Origin of the sequence: Streptomyces sp. NPDC056224, assembly GCF_042267665.1 — a bacterium.
In the GTDB taxonomy this organism is placed as follows: Bacteria; Actinomycetota; Actinomycetes; order Streptomycetales; family Streptomycetaceae; genus Streptomyces.
In genome coordinates, this window is sequence record NZ_JBHJTK010000046.1 from 26,572 (window position 1) to 47,407 (window position 20,836).

Here is a 20,836-nt window from a genome sequence, read left to right on the forward strand (position 1 = left end):
CCCCTCCCTCCCCAGACGGCGCCCCTCTTGGGGCGCTCGTGTCGGCCCGGCACAACCTCCAAGCTGATCAGCGTAGTTGAGCCATGGCGGCAGGACCCGGCGGACAGCTGCATCGGCCTGGATCCGTCAGCGCTGCCGGCAGCGGCCGGTCGTGCCCCGTGCCGGTATCGGCTCCCGGCGGTCTCCACCTCATCCCAAGGATGCCGGCCCCCGTCCGGGCCGGGCGGACGCCGTGCGGCACGTAGTGTTCTGACGAGCAGTAACTGCTGTGCCATCAGGTGTTGGGGGAGTCCATGGACGGGACGGTCGAGGAAGCAGCGGCGGGCGAGGCGGACGTGGCACGCCGCAGACGTGTGCGGCGCGCCACGGTCTGGGGCGGGATCGGCGGCGCGGCCGGCGTCGTACCGATCGCCATTGACGGTACGGAGCACTGGCCCTGGTGGCTCAACCTGACGTTCTCCCTCGCCGTGGGCCTCTTGGGAGCCTTCGGCGGAGCGGTGATCGGGCGCCGGGACAGGGTCAAGGCCGAGGTCCGCAGGGACACGCTCGACACGGGCGAAATGGAACTGAGCCAGTACCGGGTGAAGCTCGTCCCCGAGGGCGCTCAAGCGCCTGCACCCTTCAAGGAAGACGACTACACGTCCTACTCCCTGACGACGACCACGCGACGGCTCCAACTGTGGGAGTTCGGCTACCTGCCGCAGTGGAGCCACCCGTGGAGGGAACTGCAGCTGGCCCTGGAGGGGCACGTCGTGGTCGTCACCGGGCCACAGGGCCTGCTCGGCCGGTTCGTCCTGGGAAGGAATGTCGTGCCAGAGGAACTCATCCTGGTCTCGAACCGTCTGCGCGCCCGCACACCCGGCCGCTGAGCTCGGCGGGGGCGGTTCGGCAGGTGGCTCCCGGACCAGCGACAGGCCTACCGGCCCGGGACCATGACCGGCGAACGGGCAGCCGAGCTGTAGGGGCTGGGGATCGTCTGGGAGACCGCCGACGCCGTGTTCGAGCAGAACCTCGGCGCCGCGCGGGCCTACTGCGCGCACGCGATGACCTGGCTGGCGTTGGCGCAGCGCCGTGGCCAGGAGGTTCTCACTTCGGAGCAGGTCGCGGCCAGCGTCAACACCAACCCGGTGATCATCCGGCGCAGCCTCGGCGACCTACGGCGAGCCGGTCTGGTGGAGGCCCGCCGCGGCGCCGGTGCAGGTTGGAGTCTGGCCCGTGAGCCCGAGGAGATCACCCTGCTTGAGGTGTATGACGCCGTCGATGCGCAGCCACCGTTCGGCCTGCATCACACCGAGCCCAATCTGGAGTGTCCGGTCGGCCGAGGCATCCGGCCCGCCCTGAGCGGGGTCTACGGCCGGGTCGAGCAGGCCATGCGGCGGAAGCTGGCGGACACGTCGATCGCCGATGTGCTTCGCGAGACGCTGGTGAACTAGCTTGATCAGAAACTCAAGGGGTTCTCTTCGATGGTGTAGCGGACGTGGGGGCCGTGGAAGTAGTCGCGGACGATGTGGGGTTGGCGTTGCCGTCGGCGGAAGAAACGTCGGGTCTCCGTGGCGAGTTCGGCCTGGTTGCGGGCCCGGTGGCCTCTGGGCAGGTTGTGCTTGAGGTCGGTGTTGACCAGCTCGTCCGGGTTGAGCTCGGGCGAGTGCGGCGGCAGGAAGTGCAACTCGATGTCCGCGGTGTGGCCGGCGAGCCAGGTGCGGACCGTCTTCGAGCGGTGCGCGGAGTGCCCGTCCACCACGAGGTGGATCTTGTGCTCGAAGTGACCCACAAGCCGTTCCAGGAAGCGGCACATCACGGTCGGGTCGAAGGTCTCGGTGAAGACCATGAAGTGCATGCGGCCCTTGGTGCTGATCGCGGACATCGCATTCACCGAGAACCGGTTGCCCGTGCGGCGCACGATCGGGGTGCGTCCCCTCTCGCCCCAGGTCCGGCCGGTGACCTGGTCGGAGCGGATGCCGACCTGGTCTGCGAAGAGCACCACGCCGCCCTCGGCCTTCGCCTTCGCCCGGATCGCCGGCCAGGTCTCCTCCAGCCAGGCCCGCACCGCCTCCGGGTCCTGTTCCACGGCCCGCTTGTCAGGGCGCTGGAAGGACAGCCCCACCGCTTCAGGTACTTGCCCACTCCCGGCTCGGTCAGCCGGACCCGGTACAGCTTCGCGATCAGAGCGCCGACCTGACCACGCGTCCACAACTGCCCTGAAAGACCCAGTTCGCAGGGGCGGTGATCGAGTACCGCCTGGCGCAGGGCTTCCTGCTCGGCCTCGGTCAGCACCTGATGCTCACCCACGCGTTTGCCCCGCGGCCGGGCGGTCAGAGCGTCACGGCCGCCGGTCAGCCACTTCGCCCACCAGCCGTCCACCGCCTTCAACGAGACCCTGAACACCGCCGCAACCTCCTCGCGGTCCCGGCCCTCCACCAGCGCGGCCACCGCCCGCAGCCGTAACGCTTCCTGTGCCGACGGCGACAGATGCCGCGCGTCCCCCACCAGATCGCTCACACCACTGCAACGCCCCAGAACCCGAACCGTTTCGGATCAAATAGGGCCTGTTGTGAAAAAGTCCTGGTCGCGTGCGGTCTGGCATACATAGGGGCGTCGTTGTCGGTGGTGCTGTGCATGATCGGCGCATCAGCTCTTCGTGGAGGTAGGAAAGCACCATGTCGATCACAAACCAGCAGGTAACGGGACGTGCATTCCTGCGGCAGATGAACGACGACTCGTACTTCCCTGATCGCGTAGTCGACCAGGGGAAGGCGGTCCTGCTGCGGCTGTGCGAACGAATTGAGGCCGAGCGGCCGTCGGATCTGGCGACCTTGTATGAGCTCACTCAGGCTGCGACGGAGGAGTTCAACCTGCTGGACAGGGAGTTCGTGGCGGCCGCGAGCGGGATCGAGACGGTTGCGCGTGAGTGGATCTGTGACGAGTTTTGTTTCGTCGCGTCGGCGTACGGGTTCACCGGCGCGGATGCGGAGGAGCTGACCGCCGGCCGGGACTGGTGACCGAGGACGGGAAAGCCGCCTCCGGTCAAAGCCATTCGTCAAGGGCTGCGACCAGGACGGTCGCCTCGTAGCGCGAGCCAGGGCAGCGTACGAAGGCCGGACCCGCGCAAACCGGGGCGTTGCTTTCGGCAGGGCGTGTCAGGCGCGCCCGCCTCGCGAGTTTCGACGGCCAGCGACTCGCAGACAACGCCGCCCAGAAACGCTGTGGCCTGCCGATCCCGCCGATGAACTCGCAAACTGACCTGTCCGGTCACAGTAGGGATGCGATCACTGTGACTGAGCACCCAACTTGGCCGGCTCGGCCAACTACAACGCTCAACCCCAGACGGACGCGGACAGGGCGTCGAGGTGCCAGCACCTGCCACACACGCGGCGGCACTCTGGCCGTGGGGACGCCGGCCCTTCTCGCCAGGTCCAAGTTCACTGGTCGCCGGAGAGGCGGGGTGGTGTCATGGGAGGGAAGACGCGTTGACGAGCCGGCAGGGCCGCGGAGGCCGGCGCGCCGCACGTCGTCCGCCCGGGCGGTCCTGCCGCAGCCGCCCCGTCGCAAAACCAGAGGAGGCCGATGCCATGCTGCACCGTCGCACGGTCGGTGACGTGATGACCGGGGATGTCGTCACCCTCCACCCCAGCACACCGGTCCAGGACGTCGTCGGCCTGCTGGACGCGAACGACATCGTCGCGGCCCCGGTCGTCGATGACGACGGCTCCCTTGTCGGCGTCGTGTCCGCGTCCGACGTTCTGCGGCACGAGACCGGCATGCCCGATCCGCAGGGGCAGGACGGGAACGACGCGGGCGTCTGGGGCAAGGCCCGGGCCCGAACCGCGGGCGCGCTCATGAGCAGCCCCGTCTTCACCGCCCACGCCGACTGGACGATCCCCCGGGCCGCTCGGGAACTCCGCAGTCGGCACGTCAAGCAGCTGCCGGTGGTCGGCGACGACGGGCTCCTGACCGGCATCGTCAGCCGCAGCGACCTGCTCGACGCCTTCATCCGCTCCGACGCCGAGATCCGCGGCGAAGTCGAGCAGGACGTCCTGGGGCGCATCCTCGGCCTGGACGAGGGCACCGTCGCGATCGAGGTCCGGGACGGGGTCGTCACCCTGTGGGGTAACGTCCCGGAACCGCGTCTCGTCCTGGTGGTCGTGGGCCTCTGCCAGGGCGTCGACGGTGTCGTTGCCGTGGACGCCCACCTTGCCGCCGCCGGGACGGCTGGGCCGGGGTCACCTCGCGCCAACCAAGGAAACGCTGGCCAAGTGGAGCGCTAAGTCACACGTGTCCGAGGCCTTGAGCTGTAAGTACGGGGGCAACGCAAGGCGGTGATGGTCGTGGCTCGTCCGGTGTGGGCCGGGAATCTGTCGTTTGGGCTGGTCAGCCTGCCGGTCGGCCTCTACACGGCCATCAGCTTCAGCGCGGCACCTCGGACCGGATCCGCAATCGGCGGGTGAACGAGCGGACTCGTGACGAGGTCGAGCTGGACGACATCGTCAAGGGCTACGACACCGGCGACGAGTACGTCCTGGTCGAGCCGAAGGAGCTCGACGAGATCGCGCCGGGCCGCTCCCGGTCGCTGGACATCGCCGGGTTCGTCAACCTGGACGAGGTGGACCCGATACCCGATCTTCTTCGACACGACGTACTACCTGGGACCGCGGGGCGCCGAGAACGCCAGGGTCTACGGCCTCCTGGAACAGGCCCTGGCCAGAGCGGGCAAGGCTGGGATCGCCATGTTCGTGATGCGCCAGCACGAGTACCTGGTGGCGGTGAAAGCAGAGAACGGCGTCCTCACCCTCCACACCCTGCACTGGGCGGACGAGATCAGGGACCCGAAGAAGGAGATCGACAACCTGCCCGGCAAAACGAAGGCCTCCGACAAGGAGCTGAAGATGGCCGAGCAGCTCATCGACGCCCCGACCATCCGGTGGGACCCCGAGGAGTTCCACGACACCTTCCAGGAGAAGGTCGCCGCTCTCGTAGAGGCGAAGCAGGCCGGCGAAACGGTGGAGAAGGCCGCGCCCGACTGGAAGCCCTGTTCGCCACGCACAGGCTGACCGCCCCCTGGACGCTGTGCCCGATGACAACGGACCTGGTCAAGGCCGAGGAGTGGCTGGAGTCGTGGACCGAGGTGTCCGGCGTCGAGGGCAGCGTCGTCAAAGCCATGAACCAGCCCTACCGGACCGGCTACAGAGGCTGGTACAAACTCAGACGCCGCGACACCACCGAAGCGATCATCGGCGCCATCACCGGCACCATGACCCGACCCCGGCTCCTCCTCCTGGGCCGCCACGACACCCACAGCCACCTCCATGCAATCGGCCGTACCGTCCCGCTGAGCCCCGAAGCAACGCGCCTGGTCGGCGGGAATCTGCCTCCGGCCGACCACGGACACCCATGGACGGGCCTGCGGTCCACCTCGGCACGGGGCAGCCGGGACGTCCTGGACGTGACCCTTGTGCGCCCGGAGCTGGTCGCGGAGATCAGCGGTTCGGGGCGGGCCCGGCCGCAGTGGCCGGCTGAGTGCCGACAGGGGCTTCCAGTCCCCGTACATCCGTGTTTTCGAGTGCCGGGCGGGTGAAGCCGGGGCCCGGGACGGCCGCGTGCGGGGGCCTGCCCCCGGTGCGGGCCGCAGGATGAGGCGAAACAGCCACCCCTGTCTGCAGGAGCTCTCCGCCATGCTCGAACGCAAGCTGCTCAAGGACCGCGCTCAGGTCACCTTCGTCCTGCCCGCCGACATCCCGCCGGGTCCGGTCAGCGTTGTCGGTGACTTCAACGAGTGGAAGCCCGGCGCCCACATCCTGGAGCCCCGCGGTGACGGCACGCGCGCCGTCACCGTCGGCCTCCCGGCGAAGAGCGTGCACTCCTTCCGCTACCTGGCAGCGGGCGACTACTGGTTCGACGAGGACCACGCCGACGGCCACGACGGCATCAACAGCCTCCTGCACACCTGATCCGGCATACCCGCGGGCGGACCCACCCCGAGCGGTCCGCCCCCGCCCAGACCTCACCAGCCAGGGCACCGGCTTCCCGGCCGACTGTCGAGAGGAACACGGCGCCCACGAAGGAGCCCGACGGGTGGCGTTGTTGCCGCCGGGTCGAGCGAGGACGCCGCTGCCCAGGTAAATACGGGGTATGGGCTGGTAGGCCCCCTGGCACAGGACAGGGCGCGGCGCGCACTGGCGGGTTGGGACAGCCCTTAGGATCTCGCGGTGGCAATCGAACTGACCGACGAACTCGTCCAGCTCCGGCGTGCGGCCGATCAGGCCCGGGCCCGGGCGACGGCCGGCCCGTACAGCGTGGAGGCGTGGCGGCCGTGGCTGGAGGCCGCCGCAGTGGTGCACGACGCGGTCACCGAGCATGCGAAGGCGACCGGCCAGAACCGCTACGAGGTCGAGAAGGCACTGGTGACAGCAGTGAAGACCGCGGAGGACGCTGCCGAGGGCTGACCTGGTCCGCCCGTACGCCGGGTTCATGGGCGACGCCCCCGCCGGGCGGTCCGGCGGCCTCCATCCGGCCGCGGGATTGTCAGTGGTGGCAGAAGCTGGCATCAAACGGCAGGCTCCGCGCTCTCGCGGCGGCCGCGCAGCATCGTGACGGAGGTCCGGAGATGGCCATGGTGGGCTTCAAAGTGAGATGGGTCCTCGACGGCCAGGAGAAGACCTCAGCCGTGCACGACGACCGGCCCCCTGCCGAGCAGCGGCAGCGGGCACTCGTGCAGTCCGGAGCCACGGCTGTAGAGATCTTCGAGACCACCCACGGCCGGTAGACGACACCGTGCTGAGCACACCCCCGCGGGGCGCGGTCCGCTTCCACGTGTCGATGACCTTCACCCCCGGCGGACCGAAGGTCGAGGGGACCTGGGAAGCCGAGGAGTCTGCGGTCAAGCGGTTCCGCGGCTTCACATGCACGGCTCGGACGACGTGACCATCGCCTTGTGGACCGAGACGGACGGCATCCGGCGCCGCCTGCGTACCTGGACGAAGGACCACGGCGAGGTACTCCACGCCGGGCAGTGACCCGCCCGACGGACCTGCTGCGACCCAGCCCTCGGTGAAGTCGTCCCGGAGGCGACACCCGTGGTCGCGACTGCAGTGACGGGCCGGGCAGTCGTCGGCCGGCCCGCGTACCCGCTATCCCTCCACACCCGCCCGGTCGCGGCTGCGCACGACGACGGCGCAGGAGCCCGGGTGCTGCTCGGGGGGTTCTGCCGTGAGTGGGACGCTGACGACGTGGGGGGGCTTTGTCATGTCTGAATCGATCGCGCACCCGCAGCTGGCGTCCGGCATACGAGGCCGCGGCGTCGCCCCGCCCCGCCCGACCGGGCCGCAGGCCACTGGTTCACTCCGGTGGCCTGCAGCCCTGGCGGCGTCAGTCGTCGTCCGGTGCCGGGAGGATCTGCCGGGTCTCGGTCGTGGTGACGGTCTTCTTGACCACCTTGCCGTGGTGGTTCTTGGTCGTCTTGGTGACCGTCTTGATCGTGGTGACCTTGACCCTGCCGTCGGACAGGGTGCGCCTGACGGTCTTCGTCTCGGTCTTGGTCGACGTCGCCGTGTTGCCGACTGGGTGCGCCTGGTGGCCGGGCGCTGTCTGCACGGCTGCGACCTGCGGCGTTGCCGGTGCGGCCATGGCGCTGGAGGGCAGCAGCGCGCCACCTGCGACGAGGGCTCCGGAGGCGCCGAGGAGGGCGAGACGCTGGGTCAGGGTGGTGCGGATCATGGTGTTGCTCCTTGTGGTGTGAGACGGACAGGGCCGAAGGCCGGCTCTGTCCGGGCGGGCCCGTGCTGGGCCCGTGTCTCCATTGGGCCCCACAGACCCGTGCCGGGTCATGCCCCTGGAATTCGTGGCTTGACGCGCATCGGCCGGCGTGGAGGTGCCGCAGAACGCACGGCGTGGACCGCTGAGGAGTCCCGTGGCACCGGAGGCCGGGCCCCTGACCGGTGGGTGTCGGCGTACGGCCTCGGCTGGATACGCCAAGAGCCGACCCCGTTGTCGGGTGCCGGCTCCCTCACACGCCATAAGTGATCACGCGGGTCCGCTTGCAGCTCGTTGGAGCCAGTGAAACCAGAGGGGTCAGTGCTTCACGTGCTCGCGGGCGTTGCGGGCGCTGTTTTCCACTTTGGCGAGCAGTTCCTGCCGGGTTGGCTCGTCCATGGTGCGGGCCTGGGCCCAGGTGCGGGCCATGTCAACGCCCTGGGCATGCAGGCGTTGTGCGCGTTGCTGTTCGGGGGTGTTCTTGAGTTCCTGAAGCCACGTGGCGGTGAGACAACCGGCCGGCTCCGCCTGATCTGTCTGTTCGGTGAGCAGGCGGTCGAAGACCGCGGCGTGCCATTTCCGGGCCTGGTCGGCGTCCTGGCTTGTGGATGCGTCGGCGATGCCGTCCAGGATGCCGAGAGCGCGTGCGTTCTTCGTCGGCGGCAGCGAGAGCTCTGAGCCGGTCGCGTCCACGGTGACGGCAGCGAGCTGCCCGGCTGCGGTGCGGGTTTCTGCCATCCGCAGCAGGGCGTACGCCTGGGAGTCCTCGGCCACCGCGCGCAGGGTCTTCCTGAATGCATCGGCGGGGACAGACAGGTGGTGGGTTCCTCCGGCTTCCCAGGGCGGGGTATCGCGGTCCGCCTTGGTCACGTAGGTGCTGTCGAGGCCACCGGAGCGAAGAAGTGCGTCCGCTCCGCGCCCGTGGAGGAGCTGAGCGTCCTGTCGAAGGCCGACCTCTACAAGAAGGCCGCCGCCGCCGACATCCCCGGCCGCACCCACATCACCCGCGATGACCTCGTCAAAGCCCTGTCCTGATCCCGGACGTGAACGCCAAGGGAGGCTATGCGGGGTGACGCTGCGACGTCGGCGGAGCTCTATCACTTGGTCCGCTCCGAGCGTCTGCGTTTGGACGTCATGGCCACCTCACGCGACACGGGCCGGTAGGGGGCTGCCGGGGGACGGCGAGGCGCGATCCGAGACGAATCGCATCTCCCCGGCGGGTCAGACGAATCGCGTCGGAGCAGGCTGCGTCTTCGAGGGCGCCGGAGGATCACGATCGCTCGGGCTTCTCCAGGGGCAGCAGTTTCTGTCGGGTCTCGGTCGCCGCGTTGGGGAGCACGTCCAGTAAGTCTTCGTCCATGCGCCGCGCCTCAGCCGCCGGTCATCACTATCTGTGTATGTCTGCCGTGGGTAGGGGCCGGGGGCGCGGGCCGTCCGGGGTCATCTTTCGTGGTCAGTCGGTGGAGAGGGCTTGGAGGAGGTCGCCGACGTGGAGGTCGGGCAGGGCGCGGGCGACGTCGGCTTGGGTGACGACGCCGACCAGGCGGTGGCCGTCGATGACGGGCAGGCGCCGTACCTTGTGCTCGCTCATCGTGCGCAGGATTTCCTGCGCGTCGTCGTTGGCGCCGATGGTGACCGCTTCGCCCTGGGCCAGTTTCCCGGCCTTGACCTGGGCGGGGTCCTTGCCGACGCCGAGGACTTTCACGACGATGTCGCGGTCGGTGAGCATGCCCTTGAGTTTGTCGTCCGTTCCGCAGATCGGTAGGGCGCCGACTCCCATCTGTGTCATCTTCTTCGCGGCTTCAAGGACCGTCTCCTTGGCGCCGATGCACTCGGCGCCGGCCGTCATGATCTCGCGGGCTGTCGTCATCCGGATGTTTCCTTCCAAGCGGTGGCTGGTTGACCGGCGCGGCTTGGTGCCGCGGCCGGGCTGTGCCGGCTTTGGGTCAGGTGTGGATGCGACTGTTGGTTTCATCGTGGTTGTCGGCGTGTTCGTCGTCGAACCAGTAGTCGCCGGCGGCGAGGTAGCGGAAGGAGTGTGCGCTGTGGGCGGGCAGGGTGACGGTTGCGGCGCGGGTGCCGTCGCCGCGGGGTTCCAGGGGGTGGGCGGCGGGGTTCCAGTGGTTGAAGTCGCCGACGACGCTGACCGGCCCGTCCGGGGTGTCCTCGGGGAGGATGAAGGTGACCTGGGTGCGGTCCTTGAGCCGCTTGCGTTCGAGCACAGAAGACTCCATTCGTGCGGGGAAGACGGGGAACGAACCCGCGCGGTGAGGCACTCATCGCGGATCGCGGGGCAGGTGGAGTAGTTCGCCTGCGCATGACGGGTGGGGGTGGTGGGATCGGTGGGGTGAAGGATCCCTTTGGCTGTGACGCACCGGCTCTCCTGGAGTGTTCCGGGACCGCGGACCGGGCGGCGGCGCGCCGCGCTGTTGCCGCATGTGCCGTTGACGCAAGAGATCTGGCGTTGCTGTTGGACATACTCGGGCTGCTGCCCGGGGCCGGCCCCGGTGTCGTCGCGGCGACCGGGGCGGAGGGCGACTCGGATGGGTCCTCGCCGTGCCGCTGACCGTCGCGGCCGCAGGCGTACTGCTTGACGGGAGCTCGCGAGGCTGGGGACGGATCAGGGAGGCCGCGTCGGTTCCCGGGGCGACGACGGTCTGTTCGTCCAGGGCGGTGAAGATGTCCTCGACGAGGCGCTCGGCCATCCGCGGTGCCTTCGGGCGTATCAGCGTGATCAGCCGTCGGCGTCCGGCTTTGCTGGATCTGTGCCGGGGAACCGAACTGGTCGAGGAGCTTGAGCACGGCCGGGTGCTTGATGCGCGGGCCCAGGACCCGTTCAAGAGACGGGTGGATCTGCGTGAGCAGGCCGCGAAGCCGGTTGCTGATGCCTGTTGCTTCGCCGGCCAGGTCGTCGTCGAAGCCGACGATCATCTCCAGCCCGGCGATGGTCTCGTCCTGGAGGTCGACCGAGCGGAGCGTGTGGGGCATGACGAGGGCCGCGTCTGCGATGACGAAGGCGTCGCGGGCGCCGGTCTTGGCCTCACCCGGGTAGAGCTCGGCGATCCGCCGCATCGTCAGTCCGGGCAGGTGGAGACGGCAGTCGCTTCTGTGCGCTCCTACGAACCCCTGGTGATCCCGCCGGGCCTTTCCCGGCAGGCAGCCTGACGTCGGATGGGCTCGCCCAGACCGGGGCAGCCCACCCTCCGGTTTCCGGCCGCTGGCCGGCGCCAGCCAGTCGGCAATCGCGTAGGCGGTCCGCGACGGCGACGCGGACCGCACCCTGCTGGCCGATCTGGCCGCCGTCGCGGACCGTGGCCCTGCTGCACCTGCGCGAGGCGCTGTCGGCGGCGCAGCGATCTGCGGCCGGTGCGGCGATCACTGCTGGCCGGGCAGTGATGCGGCGGCCGGCAGCTCCTCGGCGGCGCGGGTGATGAAGTGACGGGTGTGCTCAGGGTTCAGGGCCTGGGCCTGAAGCTGGTCGAACATGGTGCTGTAGTGCTGCACGTCGGATCGTTTCCCCAGGTAGAGGTCGCTGGTGAACCGCTCCAGATACACAGTCCCCGGGGCGGTGTCCGGGAAGCCGAGGATGGAGAACTGTCCCGAGATGCCCGGGTGGGCTCCCGCGCTGTGCGGGAGGATCTGCATGGTGATGTGCGGCTGCTCGCCGAGGCGGATCAGGTACTCCAGCTGTTCGCACATGATCTGTGGGCTGCCGACCACGCGGCGCAGTACGGATTCGTCCAGTACGACCCGTAAGCGGAAGGGCCGGGCCGGGTGGTGGGCGCGGGACTGACGGCGCAGCCGTACCTCACGGCGCACGGCGATCTGTTCCTCCGTGGCCAGAGGGATCGTTTCCGCGATGACCGCTGCCGCGTAGGCAGGTGTCTGCAGCAGGCCGGGGATCACCAGGGGTTCGTAGGAGCGCACAGAAGCGGCTGCCGTCTCCAGGCCGATGTAGACGGCGTACGGGACCTCCCCGAAGGCGACCCACCAGCCCTGCTGGTTCGATTCCCTGGCCATCTCCATCAACGAGTCGATGACCTGCTGGTCTGTGACTTGATAGAGGCCGCACAGGTCCCGCACATCTCGCGGGCTGATGGCGCGACGGCCGTTCTCCAAGTGGCTGACCTTGGGCTGGGAGATCAACAGGTGTTCAGCCACCTGCGTACTGGTCAGGCCACGGGCCAGGCGGAGTCGGCGCAGCTCCGCGCCCAGCCGGCGTCGTCTGACGGTCGGGTTTCCGTTCACCGCCACGGGCGGTCTACCTCCGGCTCGGGACTGTCTGTTAGCCGCGGAAACTGCCGTGGCCGGGCCCGGGCGAACGCATGTGCCGCGCAATGATGATCGACGGGCCCCGCTGTCAATTGTCACGTCGCGCGAACGCAGCCGCGTGCACAGCCCGAGCAGAGTTCACCCGAATGCCATGACCTTCCACCTATCTGCCGGAAAGCCCGCTCACCTGCCAAGTCCCGTGCGTGGGGACGTCACCGGGAGTCTGCTGGCTGTGGGGCTCACACGCGGAAGAACAGGGCGCCGGCGTCCATCCGGGACGGGCCGCCGCAAGGCAGCCCAGAGCGCCGGGGCGCCTCCCGGCCCTCGGCGAGACACTGCCGCTCGAGGGCGACGTAGACCGGGGTGTCCGACGCGAGCCAGGACGCCACGGGCAGGCCCCGCGAATCGCTGCCGTGGACGTCGTGACTGGCTGTGCTGGCCCAGCCGCAGGGCGCCGGTACTGGACGGGAGGCGGCCGCAGCGGGAGGGCGGGGTGTCACCGGGGATTCCCAGAACATCCGGGCGGAGTGTGCGACATCCCGTGGGTTGCTCTGAGCCTTCCCGAGTCCTCAACCCCGTGGCCAGGGGCTTCGTCCCCTCTCCTGTAAGCAGTTCGCAGGGTGACGCAACTTCGGGATTCCTGAAGCGCTCTCACTGTGTTTGATCGGTTCACGATCGGGGTGAAGGTGAGGGGGCTCGGGTTGGCGCTGGCTGTCGTACGGGACCTGCGCGATGTCTGGCCGCCGGCCACGGCGGAGGAACTGGAGCAGTTCGAGACCGACGCGCTGGCGGGGTTCGTGCTGGCGCGGGCCTCAGCGGGGTTGGCGGACGGCACGATCCGCGGGGACGTCGGGCACCTGGAGCAGATGCGGTCCTGGTTCGGCCGGCCGCTGTGGGAGATGGAGCCGCCTGACGCCGACGCGTACTTCGGAAAGGTACTGCGGGCTTCGCCGAGCGGCACCCGGCTGGGGCGCTCTCAGGCGCTGACCACGTACTTCCTGTTCCTGGAGCTGCGGCACAAGGTCGAGATCCACCGGATGACCGGCCGGGTGATCAAGTGCCCGATCGACGAGATGAACCGGCCGCGCGGCACGAAGGACGCGGCACTGCGGATTCCGCCATCCGGGCCGGAGGTCAAAACGCTGTTCGCCGGATGGGGCGGCGAGCTGGCGACCTGCCGGAAGTTCGCCTCGACCGCCCGGAACTACACCCCTCTAAGCTGATGTCCCAGGTCGGGTTGCGGGTCAGCGAGGCATGCAAGCTCGATCTGGCGGACGTCAAGTGGGACCTGGGCCGCTTCGGCAAGCTCCGCGTCCGCCACGGCAAGGGGGCCCGGGGCTCGGGCCCGCGCGAGCGGATGGTCCCCCTGATCAACGGCGCCGACCGCACGCTCCGATGGTTCATCGAGGACGTCTGGGGCCAGTTCGACGACGACCACACCCGTCCCGGCGCCCCGCTGTTCCCCTCCGAACGCAGATGCGCCGACGGCTCCTCGGGGCGGGTCGGCGACGATGCCCTGCGCGGCGGCCTCAAGGCCGCGGCCACGGCACATCTGCCGGGCTGGGGCGACAAGCTCACCCCGCACGTCCTGCGGCACTTCTGCGCGTCCGAGCTCTACCTCGGCGGACTCGACCTGATTGCGATTCAGGAAGTCCTCGGACATTCCTGGATCGCCACGACCATGCGATACGTCCATGTCCAACAGACCCGGGTCGAAGACGCCTGGGTGGCCGGGCAGCGGGCCGCGAAGCGGCTGGAAGGACTTCTGCGATGAAGTGGAACCTGCGGCTGACCGCCGCGAACAAGGGGATCTGGAAAGCCTCCGAGCTCCAGCGGAGCCTGCCGAGAATGGCTTGGTCATCTCGGCCGGGAAGATGTCCGGTCTGTGGTCCGGTCAGCCGGTCTCCCTCAAGCTGGAGGACCTGGACGTCATCTGCGTCGTCCTCGGCTGCGAGATCGGCGACCTCCTCATTCCCGAGCCAGAGAAGGTGCCCCGACCTGGCCAGGTGGAGACGGTCCGGGCCGCTGTCGGCTCGGGGACCGCCGTTCCGAAGGCGATCCCCAAGCGCCGGGACGGCCGGTCGCTGCCGCCGGAGTGAGCTGGTGGCAAGCTTCCCGAAGGGTTACGTCAAGCCCACCAGTTCCTGCCCGGGCTGCCTGGCCTGGGGCGACTTGGCCCAGCACCGCGAACCTCCACCTGCTGATCAACAACCAGACCGCCAACACGACCAGCCGGGCCAGCAACCACTGGATCAGTGCCTTGATGCGGGGACAGGACGCCACCCTGGAACGGCTTCGAGTCGACCGGCAGCTCGAAGAGGCCCTGACCCACGGGCCTGACCCACTGCATCTCGCCGAGGTCTTCGGGCTCGACGAGAAGACCGCGATGCGCTACGTGGACTCCGCACGAGCCCTGCTGGAACAGGCCGCTGAACAGCACCTTCGATGAAATCTGCTCGACCTGGACGCACCGTGAAGGGAATCATGGACGAGTGACGTCGACCGAAGCAGCAGCAATCGCTCTACAGGACCATGCCGCCCTCTGGAGCATGGGGGAAATCCGCGCGAGCGATGTCGTGAATGCCGCCTGTGATGCGCTCGTCGCCGGACTCGACACCCCCTGCCTCCGAATTCTCGCCGCCTGCACGCGCGCCGAGGCGGACTACGACGTCCACGACCTGCTTCCCGCAGCACTCGACGAACTCGGCCTCACCTTCTATCCGGTCGGCAGCGAGGCCGGTCAGGAAGCCGCCGCCCGAGCCCTCGCACGCCACATGCTCGCCGGCGAACTCACGCCTCGGGAGTTCACCTTCCGGATTCACCAGCGCCACGGACATGAGCTGCCCCTGACCGAGCGCCTCGCCGAACTCGACGACGAGTACGACATCCTCGAATACGGCGACAGAACCGTGGACCAGGTCGATGCCGAGGTCACAGCCGAAGCCCGCCGCCTCGCAGCCCACCCCACGGTTCCCACCGAACCCACGGATTCGCCCAGCTGATACACACAGACCGACCCGCGAGTTCCCGCTGACCAGACTTCGGTTTCCCTGAACCCACGGGCCTCCACGGCCTCGGGGAACATCGGTACGGCGGCTAGCGGTGAGAACGATCATGGTCGGCTAGCGCAGTGATCCACTTCGCCGCTGGGGTTCGGTGAAACGTCTCCGGGCCTGCTCCGGGGCTGGCTCGTGCTGGTGGAATTTCTGGGTGATGAGCAGGCCGAGGCGTACGGGAAATTCGCCGAGGAGCCTACCCGCCCCGAGCTGGAGCGGTTCTTCTTCCTGGACGACGTCGACCGCGATCTGATCGCGCTGCGCCGCTCCACGCACCACCAGCTCGGCTTCGCGCTCCAGATGTGCACGGTGCGGTACGTCGGCCTGTTCCTGGAGGACCCGCTCGCGGTGCTGTAGCCGGTGGTCGAGCACCTGGCCGCGCAGCTCGGCATCGAGGACCCGTCGGTGGTGAAGCGGTACACCGAGCGGCCGAAGACGGCGTACGAGCACGCGTGGGAGATCCGGGACGCCTACGAGTACCACGAGTACGAGGACCCGGAGTGGTCGCGGCGGATCCGTCCGTTCCTGCACGGCCGGGCGTGGACGCACGCCGAGGGCCCCAAGACGGCGCGGTGGGCTGGCTGCGCCGCAACCGGGTGCTGCTGCCGGGGGCGAGCGTGCTGGCCCGGCAGGTGTCGGAGGTGCGGAAGGTCGCGGACAAGCGGCTGCACGCCACCATCGCGGGCACCGCCCGCCGCGCGGACCCAGCACTGCCCGGTGACCTGGTGGCGACGCTGAAGACGCCGGAGGGCTTCCGGTTCTCGGAGCTGGAGCGGCTGCGCCGGCCGCCGACGCGGACGACCGGGACGGCGTTCGCCCGCGCGCTGGAGCGGGTGGACGACATCGGTGCGTACCGGCTGGGGCAGCTGAAGCTGTCGCAGATCCCGCCGAACCGGATGTCGGCGTTGGCCCGGTACGCGCTGGGGTCGAAGGCGCCGCTGCTGGAGCGGGCGGCGGAGCCGAAGCGCACGGCGATGCTCACCGCGGTGATGCGGCACCTGGAGGCGAAGGCTGTCATATCACCGTGATCGAGCCGCCGAACTCTTCTACGGCGGCCCGGACGGGCTCTCCGCCATCTTGATCATCCCACCGCCGATCTTGTCAGTGTGCTGGCGGAGGACGACGGGCTTCTTCCGCTCTGCGTGCTGGGCGAGAGTTCGGACGCTGCGTTGGGCGGTGCGCGAGCTGAGCCACCGGGTGTTGCCGGAGACGAAGAGCGGTCGCCAGCCACTTGCGGATGGACTCACGCTCGCTCTGGGGAAACGACGAGATCAGGGAATATCGCTCACCAATGCGATCAGGTCGTAAATGATTTCTATTTCGTCCTCAGGGTCATGTGGATTGGCGAAAGAGTTGGCGCGCCCGTCCTGCAGCGATTTCGTGAGATCACTCGCCTGGCGGCACTTCTCGCGTGTGGCGGGACTTGGTGTATCGCCCCCGGCGGAGGCTTTGCCTCGTGTGAGTTAATCGGGCCCCATACGGCGGGGGGAGTATCGGATGATAGGTGCGGTGAGTTTTGATATTTTCATCGCGCTTCATGGTGTTGAGTATGTTTGTAATTCCCCCTCTTTCTTCTGGCCTGTTTTTGACACGTGAATGTTGCTGCGTAATATGCGGCGACAACGACAAGGCTTCCCGGGCGATCGGTAGGAGCCCGGTATGCCACGGCCCCCATAGGAAGTGGCCCCCTCGATGAAGCTGAAAATCCAAGTGGCTCAGCGCCGCACATTTTCCGGCTGGCTGGCCTCGGCCGTCGCCGTAACGGTTGCCGGTGTCATGGTCGCCGGATTGCCGACGCAGGCCCTGGCCATCGCGACAGCCGTGCCTCTGGGCACCACCGCCAGCTACTCCGTTCTGGCAGGTCAGGGAGTCACCAACACCGGCCCCACGGTGATCGACCACGACCTCGGGACGCACCCGAACCCGGCCATCACCGGATTCCCGCCCGGCCTGGTCCTCGGTGCCGTGCACCCTGCGGACGCTGCCGCCCTCCAGGCCAAGAGCGATCTGATCATCGCGTACAACAACGCGGCCGGCCAGGCCGAGGACTTTGACCTTCCGGCAGCCATCGGGTCGGGCACGTCCGGCCCCACAGAGCTGATTCCGGGCGTCTACACGAGAGACCCCGCTGGCAGTGTCGGCCTCACCGGCGACCTGGTCCTGAATGCCGGGGGAAACCCCAACGCGGTCTGGGTGTTCCAGATTCCCGCAGCCCTGACGACGGCAACCTCCAGCCGGATCCTCCTCACGAACGGCGCTTCGCCGTGCAACGTGTTCTGGCAGATCGGGAGTTCGGCGGAGCTCAACACCAACACCACCTTTGTGGGCACCATCATGGCGCTGACCTCGATCTTCCTGCGAACCGGGACGAACATCGAGGGCCGGGCCCTGGCCCGTAACGGCGAAGTGACGATGGACAACAACCGGATCTTCCTCGGCGGGTGCGCCACCGGCGGCACGACCACGGGCACGACGACCGGCACGACCACGGGCACGACGACCGGCACGACCACGGGCACGACGACCGGCACCACCACCGGAACGCCGACCGCCGGAACGACAACCGGCACGACCGTGGGTCTGATCGGTGGTGGCCTCCTGGGCGGACCGATCGTCGACCTCGTGTCGGGCGGCACCTCGGGGAACATCGCCGGAAACACCTCCGGGAACACCGCGGGCAACACGGCCGGGAACACGACCGGCGGCAACACGACCGGTGGCAACACGACTGGCGGGACCATCACCGGGGGCAACGTCACCGGCGGGCACGGCGGTCAGCCCGGTGGCCCGGACCACGGCGGCCCGGGCCACGGCGGCCTGGAGCACCACGGGCCGGAGCACGGCGGGCCGGGCAACGGACACGATGAGGGGCCCGGTAAGCCGGACCACGGCCACGACCACGACGGGAAGCCCGGCGATCACTACGGCTACGGCAACAAGCCCGCGGGCCACGAGGGTCACGAAGGCCACCAGGGCCACGAGGGCTAGACAGCAGGCGACACGGAGCCCGTTCATCGGATGACGGCGCGCGGCGGAATCCTCATCGAATCCGCCGCGCGCCGCCGGTGCGAGCCGCAGAGGCCTCAGGCGAACAGCAGACATGAGAAAGACCGGGTGGGCGGTGTCGAGCGGAATTGAATCTGCGGACGTGAAGGAACTTCATCAGTCCGATTCCGGTCCGGCCTCCCAGGAGTGCCATGACGAGGCGGTCAGACCGGGTAAGTCGCCCATGGGCGTACGTACGCTAAAGGCGGCGCTGCACACCGCCGTGGCCCTCTGCCTGGTGACGGCTCTGGTCCATGTCGTCCTGGTGTTTCTTCATGTGGCCCCCTCCAACCCTGTGTCGAAGCGCTACAGCTCGCAGGTCAACGGATGGGTGTACCCGCTCTTCGAACAGAACTGGCGGCTCTTCGCCCCGGACCCCGACTCCTTCAACCGAAAGATCCTGGCGAGAACCGCACACACCGACTCCAAAGGATCGGTGCAGGTGACCCCCTGGTTCGATCTGGCTGCTGTGGACCATTCCGCGGTCGACCACAATGTATTTCCGAGCCATACTTCCCAGAACCTTCTGCGCCGCGCCTGGACCTCTTATGTCGAGACACATGGAGGAAGCGACACGGCACGCTCGGAACGGGCCGTGATGTTGCAGACGTACCTGCGCAACATCGCCGCGGACCGCGTCGCCGCCCACAACCACGGCCGCACTTTCGGCTTCATTCAGCTCCGGGTCATCACACTGCCCGTCGCTGCGCCCGGCACAGCGGCCGGGAACCGCCCGCCGGCGCCCACCGAGGACCGGCTCCTGCCCTGGTGGAAGGTGACCTCCCATGGGAATTGAGCAGATCCCCCTGCTCCCCTCCACAACGGCCACGCCGCACCGGCCTGGGGTCCAGACGTCGATCGTCGGCACGGCCCACCGGTGGCTCCTCGACCGGATCGGCGCTCTATGGGCGCTTCTCACCGCCCGGCCGATCTCCCTGTACGCCGCGTCGGTTCTGCGCATCGGCTACGGGCTGCTCTACCTGATCTTCCTGCTACGCGAGTTCCCGCACCGTGACGAGATCTGGGGCCCCGGCTCCCCCTGGACACCCGCGCTGGCACAACAGCTCTTCGACCAGACGGGCTGGAACAGCATCCTGATCCTGTCCGACAGCCATGCCTACTTCGAACTCTGCTACATGACGGCCCTCGTCACGTCCGCGCTGTTCATGCTGGGCTGGCGGACCCGCGCCATGTCCGTCCTCTTCGCCGTCGTGGTGACCTCCTTCCATGCCAGATCGATCTTCATGACGGACGGGGGCGACAACCTGATCCTGCTGATGGCCCTCTACCTCGTCCTCACCGCGTGCGGTCGGCACTGGTCCCTGGACGCACGCAGGAACCGGCTCAAGACAGCCCGTGCGGGCAACGCGCCGGAGCCCGTGAGGAGCTTCTACGCACAGCAACTCCGGGACGCTCGCATCACCTTGACCACGGTGGTGCACAACTGCGGCATCCTCGTCATCGCGGCACAGGTCTGCTTCCTCTACGGATCGGCCGGGCTGTACAAGATCCAGGGCCCGACCTGGGGCGGCGGCACCGCTCTCCACTACGCGCTGAACCTCGAACTCTTCCAGCCCTGGCCCGCGCTCTCCCACCTCGTGGACGAGTACCCGATGGTGATCGCGATCGCCAGCTACGTGACGGTGCTCTTGCAGGTAGCTTTCCCGTTCGTGCTCTTCGGCAGGCTCAAGTACCCCGTTCTGGCCGTGCTGCTGGGCATGCACATCGGCATCGCTGTGCTCCTTGGACTGCCTCTCTTCTCCGGCGCGATGATCGTTGCGGACGCGGTGTTCCTTCCCAACCGCTTCTACGCCTTCCTGCCTCGCCTGTGGCGACGCGCAGCACGGCGCACAGGGGTGCGGCGGCCGACACCCGGCCGTGCGGCAGGGTCCGGATTGGTCCCTCCGCAGGGCAGGCCCGGCGGCGTACCCGGCTCCAAGCATCGAGCCGCTCCCTGCGCTGAAGGACACGGCGCTGCAACCGGGCTCGCATCCGAGCAGAGCTGAGCGGCCGCGCGGACCGCAACGCAGTCACGGGCTGCGCCTGGCCCCGGGACACCCCTCTGCCCGGGGCCTCGCCGTAGCCCCCAACGCCATGCCCGCGCGAAAGGGGTGGCGGTGACGTCGGCCGCCGGGCGGCGCTTGAGGGCTAAGGCCGTGGTGAGCGGGTGTGGTGTACAGGAGGCGGACGACCTCAGCGGCGTGGATGAGGCGGTCGATGTCCTGGTCGGTGAGGTCGCAGTGCAGGGAGAGCCGCAGTGCGGTGCGGTTGCGGGGGCGGCGGGGGACAGGCGACGGATCCGAACATGCCGTGGTCTTCCATGATGTCGCGCACCTGGATGGCTGTTTCGTCCGGGCCGGTGGGCAACGACATGATCCGGGCGCCCGAACCCCGTAGGTCGTACCCCAGGCCGGCGGCGGGAAAGTTCAGCGCCGTTGGCATATTACGCAGCAATGTGCGTGCCAGACTGAAAGGGCGCGATGGCCCCGCCAAGATCGGGGAGTGCCCCAAGGAAACCCACACCCACCCGAACCCGCTCAATTGCGAGATCTTCTGGCCGCCCTCTACGAGATGCATCTTGGCGTCCACGATCCATGTCTCGCTCTGTGGCCTGGCTATCAAGATGCCATTGGCATTCTGGATTACACCCGCCGGTTCCACTGCGCGCTGCCTCCGGCGACCTGCGGGCAGCACCACCGCGGTGACCAGGCCGGAAT

The 20,836-nt window shown here is 68.5% G+C and carries 21 protein-coding genes and 5 pseudogenes; 19 read left to right on the forward strand and 7 right to left on the reverse strand.

Annotated features, from left to right (window positions below):
- Window positions 1-281 precede the first annotated feature (281 nt).
- Together ACFCZ1_RS32815 and ACFCZ1_RS32820 are read left to right on the forward strand one after the other, a co-directional pair.
- Window positions 282-869: a hypothetical protein gene (locus ACFCZ1_RS32815; protein WP_376681922.1), complete on the forward strand. Its 588-nt coding sequence runs from the start codon at window positions 282-284 to the stop codon at window positions 867-869.
- Between the two features lie 126 nt (window positions 870-995).
- A complete protein-coding gene (locus tag ACFCZ1_RS32820) occupies window positions 996-1,433 on the forward strand; it encodes an Rrf2 family transcriptional regulator (RefSeq protein WP_376681923.1) in 438 nt (145 codons plus the stop codon).
- A 5-nt stretch (window positions 1,434-1,438) separates the two neighbouring features.
- On the opposite strand, the pseudogene ACFCZ1_RS32825 reads toward ACFCZ1_RS32820, so the two are convergent.
- Window positions 1,439-2,439 (reverse strand): annotated as a pseudogene (locus tag ACFCZ1_RS32825) (IS630 family transposase).
- Between the two features lie 218 nt (window positions 2,440-2,657).
- On the opposite strand from ACFCZ1_RS32825, the gene ACFCZ1_RS32830 reads away from it, so the two are divergent.
- The 8 genes and pseudogenes from ACFCZ1_RS32830 (at window position 2,658) to ACFCZ1_RS32865 (ending at window position 6,760) form a co-directional block, all read left to right on the forward strand.
- The gene (locus ACFCZ1_RS32830; protein ID WP_376681924.1) at window positions 2,658-2,999 is read left to right on the forward strand and encodes a DUF5713 family protein; all 342 of its coding nucleotides are present in this window, start codon (window positions 2,658-2,660) and stop codon (window positions 2,997-2,999) included.
- A gap of 570 nt (window positions 3,000-3,569) precedes the next feature.
- Window positions 3,570-4,265 carry a CBS domain-containing protein gene (locus tag ACFCZ1_RS32835; RefSeq protein ID WP_376681925.1) on the forward strand — a complete coding sequence of 232 codons (696 nt, stop codon included), beginning with the start codon at window positions 3,570-3,572 and terminating at the stop codon, window positions 4,263-4,265.
- A 74-nt stretch (window positions 4,266-4,339) separates the two neighbouring features.
- A pseudogene (locus tag ACFCZ1_RS32840) lies at window positions 4,340-4,546 on the forward strand (Ku protein); the annotation flags it as partial.
- Window positions 4,458-5,048, forward strand: coding sequence for a Ku protein (locus ACFCZ1_RS32845; protein ID WP_376681926.1), 591 nt, complete (start codon window positions 4,458-4,460; stop codon window positions 5,046-5,048). The pseudogene ACFCZ1_RS32840 and the gene ACFCZ1_RS32845, both read left to right, overlap by 89 nt.
- A 23-nt stretch (window positions 5,049-5,071) precedes the next feature.
- Entirely contained in the window at window positions 5,072-5,572 is a 501-nt protein-coding gene (locus tag ACFCZ1_RS32850; protein ID WP_376681949.1) for a hypothetical protein, read from the forward strand.
- Window positions 5,573-5,669: 97 nt separating this feature from the next.
- Complete coding sequence (locus tag ACFCZ1_RS32855; RefSeq protein ID WP_376681927.1) at window positions 5,670-5,945, forward strand: isoamylase early set domain-containing protein; 276 nt, start codon at window positions 5,670-5,672, stop codon at window positions 5,943-5,945.
- A 258-nt stretch (window positions 5,946-6,203) separates the two neighbouring features.
- Complete coding sequence (locus ACFCZ1_RS32860) at window positions 6,204-6,440, forward strand: hypothetical protein (RefSeq protein ID WP_376681928.1); 237 nt, start codon at window positions 6,204-6,206, stop codon at window positions 6,438-6,440.
- A gap of 161 nt (window positions 6,441-6,601) precedes the next feature.
- On the forward strand, window positions 6,602-6,760 hold the full coding sequence (locus ACFCZ1_RS32865) for a hypothetical protein (RefSeq protein WP_376681929.1): 159 nt from the start codon (window positions 6,602-6,604) through the stop codon (window positions 6,758-6,760).
- 602 nt (window positions 6,761-7,362) lie between these two features.
- Here the strand turns inward: ACFCZ1_RS32865 and ACFCZ1_RS32870 are convergent.
- The 6 genes and pseudogenes from ACFCZ1_RS32870 to ACFCZ1_RS32895 all read right to left on the reverse strand — a co-directional run bounded on the left by ACFCZ1_RS32870 (window position 7,363) and on the right by ACFCZ1_RS32895 (window position 12,000).
- Complete coding sequence (locus tag ACFCZ1_RS32870; RefSeq protein ID WP_376681930.1) at window positions 7,363-7,710, reverse strand: hypothetical protein; 348 nt, start codon at window positions 7,708-7,710, stop codon at window positions 7,363-7,365.
- Window positions 7,711-8,064: 354 nt separating this feature from the next.
- A complete protein-coding gene (locus tag ACFCZ1_RS32875) occupies window positions 8,065-8,616 on the reverse strand; it encodes a hypothetical protein (protein WP_376681931.1) in 552 nt (183 codons plus the stop codon).
- A gap of 583 nt (window positions 8,617-9,199) precedes the next feature.
- Window positions 9,200-9,616: a CBS domain-containing protein gene (locus ACFCZ1_RS32880; RefSeq protein WP_376681932.1), complete on the reverse strand. Its 417-nt coding sequence runs from the start codon at window positions 9,614-9,616 to the stop codon at window positions 9,200-9,202.
- A gap of 76 nt (window positions 9,617-9,692) precedes the next feature.
- Window positions 9,693-9,968 (reverse strand): isoamylase early set domain-containing protein, encoded by a 276-nt coding sequence (locus tag ACFCZ1_RS32885; RefSeq protein ID WP_376681933.1) that lies wholly within the window; start codon window positions 9,966-9,968, stop codon window positions 9,693-9,695.
- A gap of 387 nt (window positions 9,969-10,355) precedes the next feature.
- A pseudogene (locus tag ACFCZ1_RS32890) lies at window positions 10,356-10,836 on the reverse strand (transposase); the annotation flags it as partial.
- A 285-nt stretch (window positions 10,837-11,121) separates the two neighbouring features.
- Window positions 11,122-12,000 carry a helix-turn-helix domain-containing protein gene (locus ACFCZ1_RS32895; RefSeq protein ID WP_376681934.1) on the reverse strand — a complete coding sequence of 293 codons (879 nt, stop codon included), beginning with the start codon at window positions 11,998-12,000 and terminating at the stop codon, window positions 11,122-11,124.
- A 719-nt stretch (window positions 12,001-12,719) separates the two neighbouring features.
- Here ACFCZ1_RS32895 and ACFCZ1_RS32900 point away from each other — a divergent pair.
- From ACFCZ1_RS32900 to ACFCZ1_RS32940, 9 genes and pseudogenes are all read left to right on the forward strand, one after another.
- Entirely contained in the window at window positions 12,720-13,241 is a 522-nt protein-coding gene (locus ACFCZ1_RS32900) for a hypothetical protein (RefSeq protein ID WP_376681935.1), read from the forward strand.
- Window positions 13,241-13,792 carry a tyrosine-type recombinase/integrase gene (locus ACFCZ1_RS32905; protein ID WP_376681936.1) on the forward strand — a complete coding sequence of 184 codons (552 nt, stop codon included), beginning with the start codon at window positions 13,241-13,243 and terminating at the stop codon, window positions 13,790-13,792. Before ACFCZ1_RS32900 ends, ACFCZ1_RS32905 begins: the two co-directional genes overlap by 1 nt.
- Window positions 13,789-14,117: pseudogene (locus ACFCZ1_RS32910) on the forward strand (helix-turn-helix domain-containing protein). The gene ACFCZ1_RS32905 and the pseudogene ACFCZ1_RS32910 overlap by 4 nt, the downstream one beginning before the upstream one ends.
- A gap of 164 nt (window positions 14,118-14,281) precedes the next feature.
- Complete coding sequence (locus ACFCZ1_RS32915; protein WP_376681937.1) at window positions 14,282-14,467, forward strand: hypothetical protein; 186 nt, start codon at window positions 14,282-14,284, stop codon at window positions 14,465-14,467.
- Window positions 14,468-14,510: 43 nt separating this feature from the next.
- Complete coding sequence (locus ACFCZ1_RS32920) at window positions 14,511-15,020, forward strand: hypothetical protein (RefSeq protein ID WP_376681938.1); 510 nt, start codon at window positions 14,511-14,513, stop codon at window positions 15,018-15,020.
- A 189-nt stretch (window positions 15,021-15,209) separates the two neighbouring features.
- A pseudogene (locus ACFCZ1_RS32925) lies at window positions 15,210-16,090 on the forward strand (DUF4158 domain-containing protein); the annotation flags it as partial.
- A gap of 676 nt (window positions 16,091-16,766) precedes the next feature.
- Complete coding sequence (locus tag ACFCZ1_RS32930; protein ID WP_376681939.1) at window positions 16,767-18,062, forward strand: ice-binding family protein; 1,296 nt, start codon at window positions 16,767-16,769, stop codon at window positions 18,060-18,062.
- Between the two features lie 112 nt (window positions 18,063-18,174).
- Window positions 18,175-18,915, forward strand: coding sequence for a DUF5819 family protein (locus ACFCZ1_RS32935; RefSeq protein WP_376681940.1), 741 nt, complete (start codon window positions 18,175-18,177; stop codon window positions 18,913-18,915).
- The gene (locus ACFCZ1_RS32940; protein WP_376681941.1) at window positions 18,905-20,125 is read left to right on the forward strand and encodes an HTTM domain-containing protein; all 1,221 of its coding nucleotides are present in this window, start codon (window positions 18,905-18,907) and stop codon (window positions 20,123-20,125) included. The genes ACFCZ1_RS32935 and ACFCZ1_RS32940 overlap by 11 nt, the downstream gene beginning before the upstream one ends.
- Window positions 20,126-20,836: the final 711 nt, after the last annotated feature.